The following is an 18,022-nucleotide window of genomic DNA, read 5'->3' on the forward strand; positions in this document are numbered from 1 at the left end:
GAATTATTAAATAAAGATATACCCTTTTATGGCGTAAAATTTATACTATTTTAGATTTATCTTACATAATACCTATTATTACACACTAACGATTTACGTATAAAAGACTGATATTAAAAAGGATACCCAATAGCTACATTAAAAATTAAATTTTCTTTACGCCAAGCTCCATCTGAAAATTTAATATCGTCAATAACCCATTGACTTCCTTTTGGCAAATAAGGTTTCCTTAATGGAAATGCTAAATCGGTTCTAAGCACTAAAAAATTAAAATCAAAACGTAAACCTAATCCAGTTCCTACTGCCAATTGATTTAAAAATTGTCCCGTAAATTCAGCTCCTGGCTTTTCAGTAGTTTCATTCAGTAACCATATATTTCCTGCATCAACAAAAACAGCTCCTTTTACAATTTTGTATATTTTAGCTCTTAATTCAGTACTAAACTCAAGCTTTAAATCTCCCGATTGGTCTGGCAAAAATGAATTATCGGTTACCGTACTTCCATCAAAGGTTCCTGGACCTATAGATCTTGCTCTAAAAGCTCTCACACTGCTTGTTCCTCCAATAAAAAACTGTTTGATAAAAGGTAAATCTTTCGAATTTCCATAAGGTATTCCTCCACCTACAATAATTCGGCTTGCAAGTGTGGTTTCTTTATTAAAATTATAATAATGACGGAATTCAAATTCCAATTTTGAATACTGACTAAATGGAACTCCAAGTAAATTTTTAGGAGTTTCATCATTCCCACCTAACAACAATCCTAATGAATTTCCTGAAAAATCAATTCCTCCTTTAAAATAAATGTTGTTTTTTTTGTTTTTCAACATGGTATTAGTGTAAGTATAAGTATAGGTAGTGCCAAAAATAAGTTGTCGATCTATTACTTTTTGCAAAGAAGCATTTTCATCAATTTGGGATTGATACAACTCCGATACATCATTAGGTGAAGTATACGCGATATTGACCAAACTTAAATTGTGTTCTTTTCTTTCGTTTTCCTTCCATAAATATCCAAACGAACTATTGAAGGTTTTTAACGAATAGAGCTTTGTTCTCAATTGGTATTCATAACTCAAAGATGCTTTTGTTTTAGGTACATAAGCACTGCCCGAACTCATTTGGAAAGGAGAAATAAATCGCGGCCAAATCAAGCTGGCTTCCCCTCCAAAACGATACACATTAAATCCCTTATTTTGTCCTGAAACCTGAACTTCTATTCCTGTAAATGCGGATATGTTTAATAGTTCTGCTCCTTTAAATAAATTACGATTACTCCAATTAATATTTAATTCGGTTCCAGAATAATTAGCCGAATTTGTTTTGGCCAATGCCTCGACTTGTATCGACTTTTTTGGTAACGGAGTCAAATAATAATAGACATCTAATTCATTTTTAGAGGTATTATTTTCTTTAAATTCATTCTTGACAAACTTGAATGTTCCTAATGTAATCAATCGGTTCAACGATAAATTATGAGTAGTTCTATTATATAAATCCTGTTTATTAAACAATAATGTTTTATCAAAAATAAAAGGCTTAAACACCGTTTTATTATCCATTATAGTAATATCACCATATTTAATGGTATCCATTTTTCGTTTTGAAACCGTATCTCTCTTTAAATTGAAACTGGGATAGACATAAATAGTATTGATTGAATATTGAATCTTTGCTTTTTCAGGAATATTGTTTTTAATTTTTACAAGCAAATCTACTTCATGTTTAGCCACTGTGCTATCTACTTGAATTAAAAGGTAATCTTCGTTAAAATAATAAAAACCGCGCTCTTTTAATTTTAAGTCAATACGAGAACGTTCGTTTTTAATATGATCTAAATCGTATGCATTACCTACTTTTAAAAAACTATTTTCTTCAAGTAGTTTAATTTCTTTTCCTAAAAGAATAGAATCCTTTGGAAAAACAACCGACTTAATTTTATATTGTGCGTTTAACGCCACTTCGTAATTGGCTTTTGCTTTTTTGCCTTTTTTAATAGAGTCAGCTTTACTTATTGCATTAAAAAAACCTCTGTTTTCAACATAATTTTGTATTACTTTTTGATTGTAATTTAAATCAACTTTACTCATTAAAACAGGTTCCTCGCCTAATTTATATTTGACCCAATGTTTAAAACCTTTTTCTTTTTTAGCTTCACCAATGAGGTTGTAAAAAAAGATACTTGGACGCAGTCCTAAAAAGGATTTATTGGGTTTAGGACGAATTAATCCATCCAATTCTGATTTTATTTTCTTTCTAACTTTTTTAGGCTCTTCTCCTTTTTTAACCGAAATAGTATGCCCTACATATAATAAATCTCCTTCTGGAATTTTACTAGTACCGCTACAACCCAAGAATAAGCTTGCTGAAAAAAGTAGTATGATGTAGTTATTGATTCTCATTTTTATTCTGTTTTTTTCTATTGGCTTTGCCTTTATTTTGAAACAACTCTTTAAATTTATTGTAGTTCATCGTAATAATAAAAGCTACACCTGTTTCTATTACCTGACCTTGTAAGGCTACTTGGTAGTTATTTTTTCTATAAGCTCTAAATTTATAGCGACCATCTTTTGAAATTAAATAATCTGCGGAAACATCTCCAGCTATATTTGTAGATTGTTCATTTTGTTGTTGTGCGCCTTCTACACCAAAACTACTTCCCACAGTAACTTTTAATCGGTCATTGAATAATTGTTTTGAAAGACCAACAGTTAAATCTGTTCTTTCTTGTTTTTCTCCTGTTGTATAATCTTCTGTAGCCTGAAGATCAAAATCCAATTCAAAACCTTTTATCAAATCTCCTGCTAAATTATTGAGCTGTTGCGACAAAATTTTACTGACACTTTGTTTGGCTAAATAAGCACCACTGGTACCACCAGCTTCACTTTCAAATGGATTATCGCCTATAAAACGGTTCAATAATAACAATGCAAATACTTGTTTGTTCATCGCATCATCATCACGCCTAATTTGTTCTAATTTTGCTTGTGTAGTGTTTATAATTTCGGTCGAAACATTGTTGTTTCCTTCTGGCAAAATAATATCAAAACTTATTTCAGGACGTAATAATTCGCCCTTCATCATTAAATTAGTTTCAAAGGGAATTTTTTGCTTGTAGGTATTTCTAGTTTCGGCAGTTATCCCTGTCAATTGATCGTCCACAAGATCCAGTGGCGAAGCTTCTACCTTATAAACAGCTGTAATATTAGTGGTTGCAGCTGTGGGTTCACCAGTCCATAAAATATAACTTTCAGGTTGGATTTCGAATTTTCTTTTAATCAAGTTAAAATTCATTTCATAACTTCCTCCTGTAAATTCGTATTTACCGGTCAATGTGGTTTTACCCGATGGATCAATTCCTCCAGTTAATTCAGCTTCTCCTTGTAATTTTAAAAAATCACCATTCGCTTCATCAATTACAATTGAAATTTCTGCTTTTTTATCCACCACAATATTTACCGAAGCATTAATTCCTTTAATTTCTGTTTGCACAAGTTCCTTCGTTGGATCTTCAACAGTAATTAAAACAGGCTGATCTTGATCTATAAATTCCACAATTCCTTCTCTATCGGCAATAGACGGATTGTCTTGTGGTAATACAATAGTAAATTTTGTATCTGGATTCACCTTAATGCTTCCATCAATAATAGGATTGTTCAAAGTCCCTTTAATATCTATATTGTTATCTAAATACAACTCTCCATAAAATAAACGATTGTCTTTTGCCTTTGAGTTTACAGCTCTGAAATTTTTAGCGGTCAAATTTAAATCAAACCCTAAATTAGTATAATCCTGACTATTGATTGTGCCGTTTACCGTTAAAGGATTCTCCTTTTCGTCCTGAAGATTAAAGTTTTTAAAAATAATTTTATTGGAATTGAAAGATATATTATCATCATTCAATTTGAATTTTGAATTTAATTGAGTCACATTAAAAGCAACTGAATTAAATTTTATATTTCCATTCACATTAGGATTAGAAGCCTGTCCTTGAACATTTAATTTCCCATTCAAATAGCCTTCACTTTCTTTAAGATTATCTATTGTAAAAGCTTGTACAGATTTCATTTGGAGTTTTTCAATATCTACAATAAAATCTAAACTCTGATTGCTTATATTATAGTTACCACCAATATTCACCTGATTATCGAAACCAGATAAACCTACATTAGCACGGTACAAATTAGCCGTTCTATTATCTACTTTAATTACTAAATTTCCAACAGTATCATTTTTAATTCTAAAATTCTCAACATTTAAATCGGCAATAAATAATGGGTCTTTGGTTGCGTTTTTAACCGTAGCTTTTCCATTTACAGCACCGCCTACTTCAAAATTTGATTTGGCTATATTGCTTAAGGTTTCTAATTTAAAGTTTTTAAAATCGACTAGAATGGGTGCATTAGCAACATTTTTTTCTGATTGAATAGCAAACAATTGTCCATCATTTTGAATTTCGAATTTTGAAACCTGTATACCTTTTTCCTCTAATTTAATAGTGTTATTGGGGTCAATTTTCCAATTCTCGTAATTTAAAAGCAGTTTTTCAGGATTGAGATGGATAACTGATACTCCTACTATATCTTTGAAATTTCCATTAATGACATACCTTTCTTTGTTTTCTAGATCTTTAATATTCAATTCATAATCAATGGTATTGTTTTCTAATTTACCAATTAAGGTTGTTTTTGGAATTTCAAACTGACTGTTTTTAAGTGTACCCAAAGACAAATTATAAAGCAAAGCATTATCCTGATTATTGATTTTTAAAATACCATTTGAAATTTCGTTAGCTCCATAAACTAACCTCGGAATCGAAGCATTGATTATAATGGTATCATTTACTGAATTGTATTTTCCTTCGATGGTTATTTCAGATAGTTCTTTAATTTCAGGCAGTATTTTTTTAGTAATTGCATGTTCTTTAACAACGAATTTAAAATCCATATTTTGATTTTCTTCGTTTTTGACATATCCATTATTTAATTTATAGTATTTAGAAATGGAATTCATCAATTGATTGCCAATGGTAGAAAGTTTATAATTTCCGGATACCAATCCTTTAATAAATTGAGATTTTAAAATAATAGAATCTCTTTCGATAGTAGAAATTGCTTTAAGACTTATGGTATCTAATGAAAATTGCTCTTTTTCTAAAGCAACTGTAAAATTACTAGCATCGATTGTCCCGTTAAGATTATCAGGGTTTAAATCGTCAAAATGAGCACTAACATCACCTCTTAATTTTAATGGACCCGCATGAAGATTCAACTTATTCAAATCTATAATATCCAGATTCAGTTTTAAATCTACAGTTGGTTTTTTAGGATTGGATGTTCCTGTTGCGGCTAAAACAAAGGTTAAATTAGGATCTGTACTATTAGCATTAACTTCAAAAACACCATTATGGATGTTTCCGCTAAGGTTGATGTTTTTATAATCGTAGGCATTGTAATGTGCTTTCAAAATTTTTGAAGTCAACTTTGCCGTTGCCTTTGCTGGATCAAGACTTCTACCATTTATAGTAGCATTGGCAGATACTTTTCCAATTTGTTTGTTCTTGATTAATTTTCCAACATCAAAATTTTCAACCGTAGCATCAGCAATATATTTCTCATTATTTTTTCTACTTTGGTCAAAAGTTGCGTTTACAATGGCATTCCCCAAAGAACTATTTAGCACCAAATCGGTTTTAAATGCTGTAATACTTCCTTTAAAAATCCCTTTTAGATTGAATTTTTCTGGTAGTTGAAGCGTAGTAGGAATGGTATTTTTAGGTGTAAAAGCAAGAATATCTTTTGATGAACTTTCAAAATTAAGAATTGCAACATCAAAAACACTTTTATCCACATTAGGCAAACCTTTGATGGTTCCTCTCACATTAACTTTTGTAGTACCAATTCCGCTTGCACTGAATCTCTCAATTTGTAGATTATCCAATTTCCCTTTTACAATAGCATTAAAATTTACAATGGCATTGGGATAATTTTTAAAAACAGCATTGGTATTCAATTGCGGAACAAGTAATAAAACATCTTTAAAAGCTATTTTACTGTCCTTTAAAGTAGCATCTACAGCTAAATATTCTATATTTTTTCTCAGCGATTCTATTGATGGATAAGTAACTAATATAGCATCCTGTAAAGTAGTGTTAGGCGTTTTTAAATATAATTTTTTTAAGGAAGCACCTTTAGTAGCATAACTGAATTCGGTAGTTAATTCGTCTAATTGAAAACCACTTTTGTCCTTAAAAGTAAACGAATCGATGATTCCACTATAGGAATCTCCATTGATAACCAATGCTTTTCCTTCTAATGACAAATCTTTCAAATCCAAATGATTATAATCAATTCCTTTTTGTGTTTTTAGTGTATTATCATTATCGAATTTGAAGTTAAGAGAGCGTATTGCAATGCTTTCTACATTAATTTTCCAAGGAAAACCAGACACTTTTTCTTCAGATTTGACGGTACCTTTAACCGATTTAGTTAATGTAAGAGCACCGCTGGTTTTATTTAATGCTATTGAATTTAAAACAATAATTTGTTTTTCTAGATCAATGGTTTCTACTGTGGTTTGTAACTTTTCAAATTGAATTTTTGTATCTAAATTAGTTAACTCATCTTTGTAATTTAAATCAATGTTTTCTAAATTAATATCTTTTAATTTCATTTTTAAGATAGTAGTTTTAGCTTCATTTTCAATTTTTTTAGTTGCTTTTTTTGCAGCTTCAACAAGGTCTTGATTTAGATTTAGTTTTAATCCTTTTAAATTGATTTTGGGAATTTCAAAAGATAAATTGTTTAAATCAAATTCATCAATATTTGCGTCAAAATGATGGATAAATAGGTTAATATTGTTTTTAGCAACGGCGTCTTTATAGTTGAATTTAATACCATCAAGATTGACTTTTTTAATAAAAATCTCCATTGGTTTACTTTCTGTTTTAGCTACATTTGGAGATTCAAAAGCTTTGATAATGTAATCAAAATTGAAAACGGAATCTTTGTTTACTTTAATATTAGCCGTAATTTTTTCTAAATCAATCGAATTGATTTCAACTTTATTATTGAGCAATTCAAGAAGACTGATGTCTACTTTTAGAGATTTTCCCGCTAACAAAGTATCCTTAGATTGATCTTCAAAATAAAAATCATGAAGGATGACTTTTTTTGGTAAACCTATTTCAATAGCACCTACTTGTACTTTTGTTTTAATCTTTTTCTCTAAATAAGTAATAGCCTTGTCTTTTACAAAATTTTGGACAAAAGTGATTTGCAATGCAAGTACAATGAACAAAAAAAGCGCAATAAAGAATAGTATAATTCTTAATATAATTTTAGTTATTTTTTTTAATTTTGTAGATATCATATTTTTTGACAGACAATTAAACTATATCATTTGAGTATATTATTTATAAAGAAAATCATTGCAAAGGTAATTAGATAATAAGTATTTCTCATTTCAAAATAGTATTAAAAAAAGTACCATTTATTTCAATTTTTTAATAAATCCTCCATTAATAAAACATCTTAGCAAAGGTATATTGATTAAACAGGAAAGGCATTACATAATTACATGGAATAATTTTAGAATTTCAACTTCTAATCGTATAATTTCAAAAATAAACTCTTTAAAGTTAACAAAAGAGGTAAAGTAGCTCGTACTACTTTCTCTTTGGTACGGAAAAAATTTTTATTTAAACCACAGAAATTATATCTGAGTCGTTAATTTACTCATCTTTAAGAAACTTAAAATGGAAAATTCATTAAAAAAACATCAATATCCGCTAAGCGAACTAAATAAATAATAGTCCAAGGATGCCACTAATGGAACCAATAGAAAGGGGATTTTATATAGTTTTTTGTAAATTAAAATCTGCAAAAATCAGTTATAATCCATTTCATTTGTTTGCTATTTTCACTGATTGGTATCAGAAACGGATAGCTATAAAAAATAAATTTAAACAGCGCCCCAATAATTAGAATAAATTAGTTTTTTAAAAATATATTTGTCCAAAATATTAAAAATGAAAAAACAACTACTCCTACTCTCTATACTTTTATTTATTAGTTCTTGCGGTGTGAAACAAACTAGGAATTTGTTGACTACAGGAAATTATGACGAAGCAATTGACAATGCTATTTCTAATTTGCGTTCGAATAAAGATAAAAAAGGAAATCAGGAATATGTTTATTTGCTAGAAGAAGCTTTTTTTAAAGCCAAAGAAAGAGATTTAAACAGTTTGAATTTATTAGAACAAGACAAAAACCCTTCTAATTTGGAAAAAATATTCAACATCTATGTACAATTAGATAATCGTCAGGAAAAAATAAAACCTTTGCTCCCTTTAAAATTGTTGAAAGAAAATAAGAATGCCAGATTCACTTTCGACAATTACAACAAACCTATTGTTGAAAGCAAAAAAGCGTTGTCTAAATATTTATACGATAATAGCAAAGCCTTATTGCAGTCAACCAACAAAGTGGAGATTAGAAAAGCCTATGACGATTTGGAATATCTAAACCAAATCAATCCCAATTACCAAAACACTCTTCAATTACAAGAAGAAGCCTTAATCAAAGGAAGATATTATGTAAATGTAGCTTTACGCAACCAAACTAATATGGTTATTCCAGTTGCTTTGCAAAATGATTTATTGGATTTCAACACCTTTGGAATGAACGATAAATGGACTGTTTACCACAACAGCATTCAAAAACAAATCAAGTATGATTACCAAATCATTGTCAATTTTAGAGCAATCAACATCACCCCTGAACAAATAAAAGAGAAAGAATTTGTTAAAGAAAAAGTCATCAAAGAAGGTTTTAAAGATCTTTTAGATAAAAATGGTAAACCCGTAAAAGACAGCCTTGGAAAAACAATTAAAGTTGATAATCTAAAAACTATTGTAATTCGAATTAGAGAATTCAACCAGTTTAAAGCTTGCCAAATTACTGCAAATGTGGATTATATCAATTTTACAAACAAACAACTTTTACAAACTTATCCTTTAGCCTCTGAATCTGTTTTTAGTAATGATTATTCGACCTACAAAGGCGATAAAAGAGCAACAGAAGAATCCTATTACTCTTATTTTAATCGAAAATTAGTTCCGTTTCCTAGTAACGAACAAATGGTTTATAATACAGGCGAAGATTTGAAAGCCAAACTCAAAGGAATTATAGTGCGGAATAAATTTTAAATTCCATATAATCCAATAGATTACAACTTTTTGATCAACAAATCCAAATGTTAAAATAAATTATAAAACACTGTTCTGTTTGAAAAATATGTGTACTTTTGCACCAATGAATTATAAAAGTGTACATATTTCCTCATTGTCACGGATAGACAAGCCAGTTACTTCGCCCGAAGTACGGATACTAGTATAGTATCTAAAAATGCTTTTGGTCTTATTATTCATTATTTTATTATCACCACATTGAAATTACAATCGTTATTTATTGGATTTACATATCCTAAAAGTAAAATTTTATTTTTTTTATATTCCTACATTTTTTCTTGTTGGCTTTATTATGTTAATTTTGCAGTCAATTTCAAAAAAGGTTCCATATTAAAATTTAATTATTTCACATTTTTTAACCCAAAATTCATCTTTTGAAATGAATATCTCTATTGTTATAGCTCAAGAAGAACATTTTAAGTACGCACAAATTATTTGCGATACGATAGAAACGTCTGCCTTATTGAGAGGAACCGGAATAGCAAAAAGAACTCCTGAATATGTCCAGAAAAAAATGGAAAATAAGGATGCTGTTATTGCATTGGACAAAAAAGGAAATTTTGCAGGTTTTTGCTATATCGAAAGTTGGCAACACGGAAAATTTGTTGCGCATTCAGGGCTGATTGTACATCCTGATTTTAGAAATTTAGGCTTAGCTAAGAAAATTAAAACCTTTGTTTTTGATTATTCGTTGAAAAAATATCCAGGAGCCAAAGTTTTTGGTATCACAACGGGTTTAGCGGTAATGAAAATCAACTCGGATTTAGGATACAAACCTGTTCCTTTTTCGGAATTAACCAGCGACCCTACTTTTTGGTCAGGTTGTAAAACCTGTACTAATTTTGAAATATTAAAAAGTAAAGAGTACAAAATGTGTTTGTGTACGGGAATGCTTTATGATCCTGCCGAAAAACCAAAAGATCCACCCAAACATCCATTTAATGTGCGGATTTGGAATCGATTGAAAAAAATCAAACAAGCCTTGTTTTTAGAAAATAAAGACGAATTGATCAAACTGTATAAAAAATTAAATCTAATCAGCTAAAAGCACAAAAGCCGATAGCCATTAATAGCCCAAAAAAAATGAAAAAAGTTGTATTAGCTTATAGTGGAGGTTTAGATACCTCATATTGCCTTAAATATTTAAAAAATGAAAAAGGATATGAAGTTCACACCGTATTAATTAATACAGGAGGTTTTGATGATGCTGAATTAAAAGCTATCGAAGACAGAGCCTATGAGTTAGGAAGTGCGAAACACGCTAATCTTACTATCTTAGATAAATATTATGACAAAGCCATCAAGTATTTAATTTATGGAAATGTATTAAAAAACAATACGTATCCATTATCTGTAAGTGCTGAACGTGTTTTTCAGGCAATTGAAGCTATAAAATATGCTAAATCTGTGGGTGCTACTGCAATTGCTCATGGAAGTACAGGTGCTGGAAACGACCAAATTCGTTTTGATTTAATTTTCCAAACCATCGCTCCAGAAATCGAAATCATCACTCCTATTCGTGACCTGAAATTATCAAGACAAGAAGAAGTAGATTATTTATCTCAAAACGGAGTTCACTATTCTTGGGAAAAAGCACAATATTCAATCAACAAAGGACTTTGGGGAACCAGTGTTGGAGGAAAAGAAACCTTGACTTCGCACCAAGCTTTACCGAGTGAGGCCTACCCATCTCAATTAACAAAAGAAGGTGAAGAAAAAGTAACTCTTGAATTCAAAGGCGGCCAATTAGTAGCCGTAAATGGAATTGCTGACAAACCTTCGAATAATATTGTGGTGTTAGAAAAATTAGCTAGTGCCTATGCCATTGGTAGAGACACTCACGTAGGTGATACTATTATCGGAATCAAAGGAAGAGTTGGTTTTGAAGCTGCTGCTCCACTTATCATTATAAAAGCACACCATTTACTAGAGAAACACACGCTAGGAAAATGGCAACAATACTGGAAAGAACAACTAGGCAACTGGTACGGAATGCTATTCCACGAAGGTCAATTCTTGGATCCTGTAATGCGCAACATCGAGGCTTTCCTTGAAGACACTCAAAAAACAGTGAACGGAAAAGTATTTGTTTCTTTGAAACCGTATCATTTTATACTTGATGGAATCGAGTCTGAAAATGATTTAATGAACACTGGTTTTGGTCAATATGGCGAAATGAACAACGCCTGGACATCAGATGATGCTAAAGGATTTATTAAAATCTTAGGTAATGCTCAAAATATCTTCTCTTCAGTGAATAAAGAGATTTACGAATAATGAAGTCAAAAAGTCGAATATCATAAAGTCAAAAGAGCGAGTAATAGCCTCCAATGAACTTTATAACTTTAGACTTTAAAACTTTAGACTAAAAAAAATATTATGATTAAAGTTGGAATAATAGGTGGTTCAGGATATACGGCAGGAGAGTTAATTAGAATTCTAATGTTTCATCCGAATACGCAATTGGATTTTGTTTACAGCACTACAAACGCTGGAAAACCACTATCTGTGGCGCACCAAGATTTGTTGGGCGATATCGAAATGAATTTTACAGATACCGTTAATCCTAATGTAGAAGTACTTTTCTTGTGTTTAGGACACGGAAAATCCATTTCCTTTTTAGAAAACAACAAATTCTCAGATAATACAAAAATCATCGATTTAGGAAATGATTTTCGTTTGACAAAAGACAAAGACTTTAACGGAAAATCCTTTGTTTACGGCTTGCCTGAATTGAATAAAACCGACATTAAAAAAGCAAATTATATTGCCAATCCAGGTTGTTTTGCTACCGCTATTCAATTGGCCTTATTACCATTAGCAGCTGACGGATTATTGAGTGAAGATGTTCACATCAATGCCACAACGGGAAGTACGGGTGCTGGCGTGGGTTTAGCGGCTACTTCTCATTTTAGCTGGAGAAACAACAATTTCTCACATTACAAAGCTTTTGAACACCAACACTTAGGCGAAATCAACCAAAGTATCAAACAGTTGCAAGCTTCTTACAGTGACGAATTAATTTTTATTCCCAACAGAGGGGATTTTCCTAGAGGAATTTTTGCTACATTATATACCAAATCAGAAGAAAGCTTAGAAGATTTAGTGGCTAAATACGAAGCTTTTTATGCAGACCAACCCTTTGTAACGGTGACTACTACTAACATCAACATGAAACAGGTAGTACAAACGAACAAATGTATTATTAGTTTATTGAAAAAAGGAAACCGGGTTTTAATTACTTCAATAATTGATAATTTATTGAAAGGCGCCTCTGGTCAGGCTGTTCAAAACATGAATTTAATGTTTGGATTGGAAGAGACTACTGGATTGCACTTGAAACCGTGTGGATTCTAAAAAACAATTAAAAGATTGAAGGATTTAATAATTAAAAAATTAGAAAATCTTACACATTAAAAATTCATTTAAATACAGCAATGAATTTTTAAATCATTCAATTTTTAAATCTTTAAATTAAAACAAAATGAACTTATTTGACGTTTACCCATTATATCCTATCACGCCTGTAAAAGCATTAGATTGCATCATTACAGACGATAAAGGAATCGAATATTTGGATTTATACTCTGGTCACGGAGTAATTTCTATTGGTCATACTCAGCCCGATTATGTGGCAAAAGTAAAAGCACAATTGGATAATTTGAGTTTTTACTCGAATGCGATTCAGAATCCTTTACAAGTAGAATTAGCAGAGAAATTAGGAAAAGCTTCTGGCTTAACTGATTTCAGCTTATTTCTATGTAGTTCTGGTGCTGAAGCCAATGAAAATGCTTTAAAAGTAGCTTCTTTTCACACAAAAAAATCAAGAGTAATTGCTTTTGACAATTCGTTTCACGGAAGAACTTCTGCAGCAGTTGCTGTAACCGATAACAAAAAAATTGTTGCGCCATTAAACGCACAACAAGCCGTTACTTTCTTGCCTTTGAACCAAATTGATTTGGTAGAAGCAGAATTAAAAAAAGGAGATGTTTGTGCCGTTATCATCGAACCTATTCAAGGAGTTGGTGGTTTAGACCAAGGAACAACCGAATTTTTTCAGGCTTTGGAAAAAGTTTGTAAAGCCAATGATGTAGTTTTAATTTTAGACGAAGTGCAATCGGGTTTTGGTAGAAGCGGGAAGTTTTTTGCGCACCAATTTCACAATATCAAGCCAGACATTATTTGCATGGCCAAAGGAATGGGGAACGGTTTCCCAATTGGAGGTATTTTAATTGCACCGCATTTTGAAGCTAGTTATGGTTTATTAGGGACTACTTTTGGAGGAAGCCACCTAGCCTGTGCAGCCAGTATTGCCGTTTTGGATATTATCGAAAGAGATCATTTGATGGAAAATGCTGCAAAAGTAGAAGCTTATTTCCTAGAAGCCATTAAAGTAATTCCAGAAATCATCAAAGTAAAAGGAAGAGGATTGATGCTAGGCGTTGAGTTCGATTTTGACGTGAATGCTTTGAGAAAGAAAATGATTATCGAAAAACACATTTTTACAGGAGGTTCTAACAATAAAAACTTATTGAGAATCCTTCCACCATTAACGATTACAACTGCTGCAATTGATACTTTTATCGTGGCGTTACAAGAAAGTTTGGCAGAATTAAAATAATGATTTTTGAATGTAGATTAACGATTTTTGATTTCAGATGTTAAAATAAATTTATTTATCAACATCCTCCGCAAAGTCTCTGACTACAAGGAATAAGCATCTGCAAAAATCTGTAAAATCTGCGTGCTAAATCTATCACGCAGATTTTACAGATTTTATAATTATTAAAAAAAAACAAATGAACACATTATTATCCATAGCAAAAAGAAACGCCGTATTGACTACTATGGCAACGCTTTTAGAACAAGAAAGAGAAGCTTTGAAAGCCATCAATCAACAAGATTTAGCCAATTACAATGGTGAAGATTTGGCTATGGAAAAACGGCTACTCGTTGATGATGCCAAAGTGGACGGGATGATTCTTTCTGTACAACAATTGGCTAGTCAGGAAGATCCTGTGGGTCAGGTTCGTTATGAATTCACCCATGATAACGGAATGAAAATCAGCAATAAAACGGCTGCTTTTGGAACGATTTTGATTATTTACGAATCACGTCCAGATGTAACGGTGGAAGCAGGTGGAATTGCCTTTAAATCAGGGAATAAAATTTTGTTGAAAGGCGGAAAAGAATCCTTGCTTTCGAACCAAAAAATTGTAAGCCTTTGGCACCAAGCTTTAGAAAGCAATGGCGTAAGCACGGATTGGGTTGAATATTTGAATTATGATAGAATACAAACCCAAGCTTTCCTTGAAAAACCAACCCAAAGAGTGGATTTGATTGTCCCTCGTGGTGGTGAAAAATTGATTGAATTTACTAAAAAGCACGCAAGCTGTCCTGTAATTGTAAGCGGTCGTGGAAATAACTTTGTGTATGTAAATGCCGATGCTGATTTAGACAAAGCATTATCCATTATTATTAACGGAAAGACCTCAAACATATCAGTTTGTAATGCTTTAGATAAAGTTTTAATTGATACTAATGTTCCAAATTGGGAAGGTTTTGCTAACGAATTGGTAGCCAAATTAAAAGCATACAATGTAACTATTTTAGGTGATGATGCTTTCGCAAAAGCGACTCAGGTTCCTGCAATAGAAAATGATTTGATTTGGTACGAAGAGTTTTTGGATTACAAAATTGTAATTGGAACAATCGATTCAAAACAAGAAGCGATTACTAAAATCAACAAATATTGTGGTGGACATTCGGCTTCAATTATTACCGAAGACAAAGCTATTGCGCAAGAATTTATGGAAAACATTGATGCTTCATCGGTTTATCATAATGCTTCTACTCGTTTTACCGATGGAGGGCAATTTGGTTTAGGTGGAGAATTAGCCATCAGTACCGATAAATTGCACCAACGTGGACCAATTGGTTTACAGCATTTGGTTACCAATAAATGGTATATTTACGGAGACGGACAAATTAGATAAATCAATTACGAGTTAAAAATTACGAATTACGGTCAATAAAAATGTCTAAATTCGTAATTTTTAATTTGTAATTCGTAATTGAATAAAATGGCAAAAAAAAGAATTTTATTAAAACTAGGAAGCAATACGCTTACCAAAGAAACCAATCATATTTCGAGAGGAAAGATTGAAGATATTGGTATGCAAATAGCCGCCTTAAACGATGAATACGAATTTATCATTGTGAGTTCGGGCGCTATTGCTGCGGCAAAACAATTTGTTAAGTTAGACAATAACGACAAAGATGTTTTTGTAAAGCAAGCTTTGGCTTCTATTGGTCAACCACATTTAATGCGGATTTACAATGAAAACTTCAAGGATTTAGGTTTAAATACCTCACAATGTTTACTTTCATATTCTGATTTCGAAAAAGAACAAACTAGAAAAAACATTGTAAATACGATTAATGTTTTAGTTAAAAACAATTACATCCCTATCATCAACGAAAACGATACGGTAGCTACGGATGAAATTAAATTTGGAGACAACGATAAATTAGCTGCTTTAGCCGCTGTTTTATTAAAAGTAGATATTTTGATTATTGCTACCAATACCGATGGTTTTTACACCAAAGAATCGATGGAGAAAGGAACTCCTGAAACGATACAATCAGTGAAAGAACTGAAAGATTTAGAAAAAGAAATTGGAGATTCTAAATCCTCACATGGAACCGGCGGCATGCAATCTAAAATTGAAGCAGTAGCCATCGCAAAAGAAGCTAATATTGAAACCTGGATTGTGAACGGTTTGAAGGATAATTTTATCTTGAATGCTTTGAAGAACGAAATTGCATTTACTAAGATTGTCTAATTAAGATTAAAGAGAATAGACTAATGATAAAAGACTAATAATTTTCCAAACTCGGCTCCCTCTCCTTTGGAGAGGGCTGGGGTGAGGATAAAAATCATATAAAAATGAACTACATCTCAATAAAAAACATCGACAACTTGTCACAATGGGTTCAAGATGCACTTAAAATAAAAAAGAATCCTCTTAAACATAAAAAATTAGGTAAAAACAAAACCTTAGGAATGTTGTTTTTCAATCCTAGTTTAAGAACCCGTTTGAGCACACAAAAAGCCGCCCTGAATTTAGGAATGAATGTCATGGTAATGAATTTTACCAGTGAAGGATGGACACTTGAATTCGAAGACGGTGCTATCATGAGTCAAGGCGCATCAGAACATATCAAAGAAGCCGCTGAAGTAGTTTCACAATATTGTGATATAATCGCCATTAGAGCTTTTGCAGGATTAGTCGAAAAAGATAAAGACAATGCCGAGATTGTATTGTCTGGATTTTTAAAACACGCTACAGTGCCTATCGTAAATATGGAAGGTTGTACCGGACATCCTTTACAATCTTTAGCAGATGCCATTACGATGGAAGAATTTAAAACACCACACCGACCAAAAGTTGTTTTGTCTTGGGCTCCCCATCCCAAAGCGCTGCCACAAGCTGTTGCCAATTCCTTTGTAGAAATGATGCAATTGCAAGATGCTGATTTTGTGATTACCCATCCAGAAGGTTACGAATTAAATCCTGAAATTACCAAAGATTCAAAAATTGAATACGATCAGGATAAAGCTTTTGAAAACGCCGATTTTATTTATGCCAAAAATTGGAGCAACTACAATGAGTATGGTCAAATTACCAATGCGGATACAAACTGGACCATAACAGCCGAAAAAATGGCATTGACCAATAATGCAAAATTCATGCACTGCTTACCTGTTAGACGTAACGTAATTGTAGCGGATGAAGTTATCGATAGCGAAAATTCAATCGTAATCCAGCAGGCAAACAACAGAACCTATGCTGCACAATTAGTGTTGCAAAAAATCTTAAAAAATAAAAAGTAGTAGATTTGAGAAGATTTGACAACTTTTCGAAAGTTCTCAAAGCCAAAATAGCATCTAAAATAAAATAAAAATGGCAAATAAAGAAAGCTTATCTATCATAAAAATAGGTGGAAACATCATCGATAATCCAACCGAATTAACACAATTTCTTTCTGATTTTTCTAAAATCGAAGGAGCTAAAGTTTTAGTTCATGGCGGTGGAAAATCAGCAACTAAAATGGCTCAAAGCGTAGGCTTAACACCAAAAATGGTTGATGGTCGTCGTATTACTGATGCGCCAATGCTGGATATTGCTGTGATGATTTATGCTGGTCAAATTAATAAAAATGTAGTCGCCGAATTACAAGCAAATAATACCAATGCCATGGGTTTTTCTGGTGCGGATGGAAATCTAATCTTTTCAGAAAAAAGAAATCATCCCACTATAGATTATGGTTTTGTGGGTGATGTAAAAAAAGTAAATACGCCTTTATTGCAAAAAATAATCGGTTTAGAAATAGCTCCTGTTTTTTGTGCTATCACACACGATAAAAACGGACAATTACTAAACACGAATGCGGATACCATTGCAAGTGAATTGGCCATTGCCCTTTCGGAAATTTTTGAAGTAACCTTAAATTATTGCTTCGAAAAAGCGGGAGTTCTTACGGATGTTGAAGACGAAAATTCAGTAATTCAACAAATAAATTCGGAGCTTTATGCTAAACTAAAAGAAGAAGGTGTTATTCATTCGGGAATGATTCCTAAATTAGACAACTGTTTTAATAGTCTGTCTAAAGGAGTGCAGAAAATCAAAATTGGACACCACAAAATGTTAAAAAATGCTGATGCTATTTGCACAAGCATACAATTATAAACACAGTTGATTTGTCTTT

General features: G+C 31.8%; 11 protein-coding genes. 9 read left to right on the forward strand and 2 right to left on the reverse strand.

What is annotated here, in order from left to right; translation table 11 throughout:
• Positions 1 to 113: 113 nt before the first annotated feature.
• Positions 114 to 2,402: a translocation and assembly module lipoprotein TamL gene (gene tamL / locus AAGV28_RS04820; protein ID WP_373405693.1), complete on the reverse strand. Its 2,289-nt coding sequence runs from the start codon at positions 2,400 to 2,402 to the stop codon at positions 114 to 116.
• A complete protein-coding gene (locus AAGV28_RS04825) occupies positions 2,389 to 7,371 on the reverse strand; it encodes a translocation/assembly module TamB domain-containing protein (protein ID WP_373405694.1) in 4,983 nt (1,660 codons plus the stop codon). The genes tamL and AAGV28_RS04825 overlap by 14 nt, the downstream gene beginning before the upstream one ends.
• Before the next feature lie 658 nt (positions 7,372 to 8,029).
• Here AAGV28_RS04825 and AAGV28_RS04830 point away from each other — a divergent pair.
• The 9 genes from AAGV28_RS04830 (at position 8,030) to argB (ending at position 18,003) form a co-directional block, all read left to right on the forward strand.
• Positions 8,030 to 9,208: a hypothetical protein gene (locus AAGV28_RS04830; RefSeq protein ID WP_373405695.1), complete on the forward strand. Its 1,179-nt coding sequence runs from the start codon at positions 8,030 to 8,032 to the stop codon at positions 9,206 to 9,208.
• Positions 9,209 to 9,629: 421 nt separating this feature from the next.
• A complete protein-coding gene (locus AAGV28_RS04835) occupies positions 9,630 to 10,295 on the forward strand; it encodes a GNAT family N-acetyltransferase (protein WP_373405696.1) in 666 nt (221 codons plus the stop codon).
• Between the two features lie 38 nt (positions 10,296 to 10,333).
• Positions 10,334 to 11,527 (forward strand): argininosuccinate synthase, encoded by a 1,194-nt coding sequence (locus tag AAGV28_RS04840; RefSeq protein ID WP_373405697.1) that lies wholly within the window; start codon positions 10,334 to 10,336, stop codon positions 11,525 to 11,527.
• Between the two features lie 102 nt (positions 11,528 to 11,629).
• Positions 11,630 to 12,607 (forward strand): N-acetyl-gamma-glutamyl-phosphate reductase, encoded by a 978-nt coding sequence (argC, locus tag AAGV28_RS04845; protein ID WP_373405698.1) that lies wholly within the window; start codon positions 11,630 to 11,632, stop codon positions 12,605 to 12,607.
• Positions 12,608 to 12,734: 127 nt separating this feature from the next.
• Entirely contained in the window at positions 12,735 to 13,871 is a 1,137-nt protein-coding gene (locus AAGV28_RS04850; RefSeq protein ID WP_373405699.1) for an aspartate aminotransferase family protein, read from the forward strand.
• A 178-nt stretch (positions 13,872 to 14,049) separates the two neighbouring features.
• Positions 14,050 to 15,246 carry a glutamate-5-semialdehyde dehydrogenase gene (locus tag AAGV28_RS04855; protein ID WP_373405700.1) on the forward strand — a complete coding sequence of 399 codons (1,197 nt, stop codon included), beginning with the start codon at positions 14,050 to 14,052 and terminating at the stop codon, positions 15,244 to 15,246.
• Between the two features lie 87 nt (positions 15,247 to 15,333).
• Entirely contained in the window at positions 15,334 to 16,095 is a 762-nt protein-coding gene (proB, locus tag AAGV28_RS04860; RefSeq protein WP_373405701.1) for a glutamate 5-kinase, read from the forward strand.
• A 104-nt stretch (positions 16,096 to 16,199) separates the two neighbouring features.
• Positions 16,200 to 17,147, forward strand: coding sequence for an N-acetylornithine carbamoyltransferase (locus AAGV28_RS04865; protein ID WP_373405702.1), 948 nt, complete (start codon positions 16,200 to 16,202; stop codon positions 17,145 to 17,147).
• Positions 17,148 to 17,217: 70 nt separating this feature from the next.
• Entirely contained in the window at positions 17,218 to 18,003 is a 786-nt protein-coding gene (gene argB, locus AAGV28_RS04870) for an acetylglutamate kinase (protein WP_373405703.1), read from the forward strand.
• The last annotated feature ends 19 nt before the right edge of the window (positions 18,004 to 18,022 follow it).

Source organism: Flavobacterium zubiriense, from assembly GCF_041729725.1.
Lineage (GTDB): Bacteria > Bacteroidota > Bacteroidia > Flavobacteriales > Flavobacteriaceae > Flavobacterium > Flavobacterium zubiriense.

Excerpts from the sequence above, each read along its gene's own strand:
- AAGV28_RS04855 (WP_373405700.1), top strand. The coding sequence starts at position 14,050 with ATGAACACATTATTATCCATAGCAAAAAGAAACGCCGTATTGACTACT.
- tamL (WP_373405693.1), bottom strand. The coding sequence starts at position 2,402 with ATGAGAATCAATAACTACATCATACTACTTTTTTCAGCAAGCTTATTC.
- AAGV28_RS04840 (WP_373405697.1), top strand. The coding sequence starts at position 10,334 with ATGAAAAAAGTTGTATTAGCTTATAGTGGAGGTTTAGATACCTCATAT.
- AAGV28_RS04830 (WP_373405695.1), top strand. The coding sequence starts at position 8,030 with ATGAAAAAACAACTACTCCTACTCTCTATACTTTTATTTATTAGTTCT.
- argC (WP_373405698.1), top strand. The coding sequence starts at position 11,630 with ATGATTAAAGTTGGAATAATAGGTGGTTCAGGATATACGGCAGGAGAG.
- proB (WP_373405701.1), top strand. The coding sequence starts at position 15,334 with ATGGCAAAAAAAAGAATTTTATTAAAACTAGGAAGCAATACGCTTACC.
- AAGV28_RS04850 (WP_373405699.1), top strand. The coding sequence starts at position 12,735 with ATGAACTTATTTGACGTTTACCCATTATATCCTATCACGCCTGTAAAA.
- argB (WP_373405703.1), top strand. The coding sequence starts at position 17,218 with ATGGCAAATAAAGAAAGCTTATCTATCATAAAAATAGGTGGAAACATC.
- AAGV28_RS04865 (WP_373405702.1), top strand. The coding sequence starts at position 16,200 with ATGAACTACATCTCAATAAAAAACATCGACAACTTGTCACAATGGGTT.
- AAGV28_RS04835 (WP_373405696.1), top strand. The coding sequence starts at position 9,630 with ATGAATATCTCTATTGTTATAGCTCAAGAAGAACATTTTAAGTACGCA.
- AAGV28_RS04825 (WP_373405694.1), bottom strand. The coding sequence starts at position 7,371 with ATGATATCTACAAAATTAAAAAAAATAACTAAAATTATATTAAGAATT.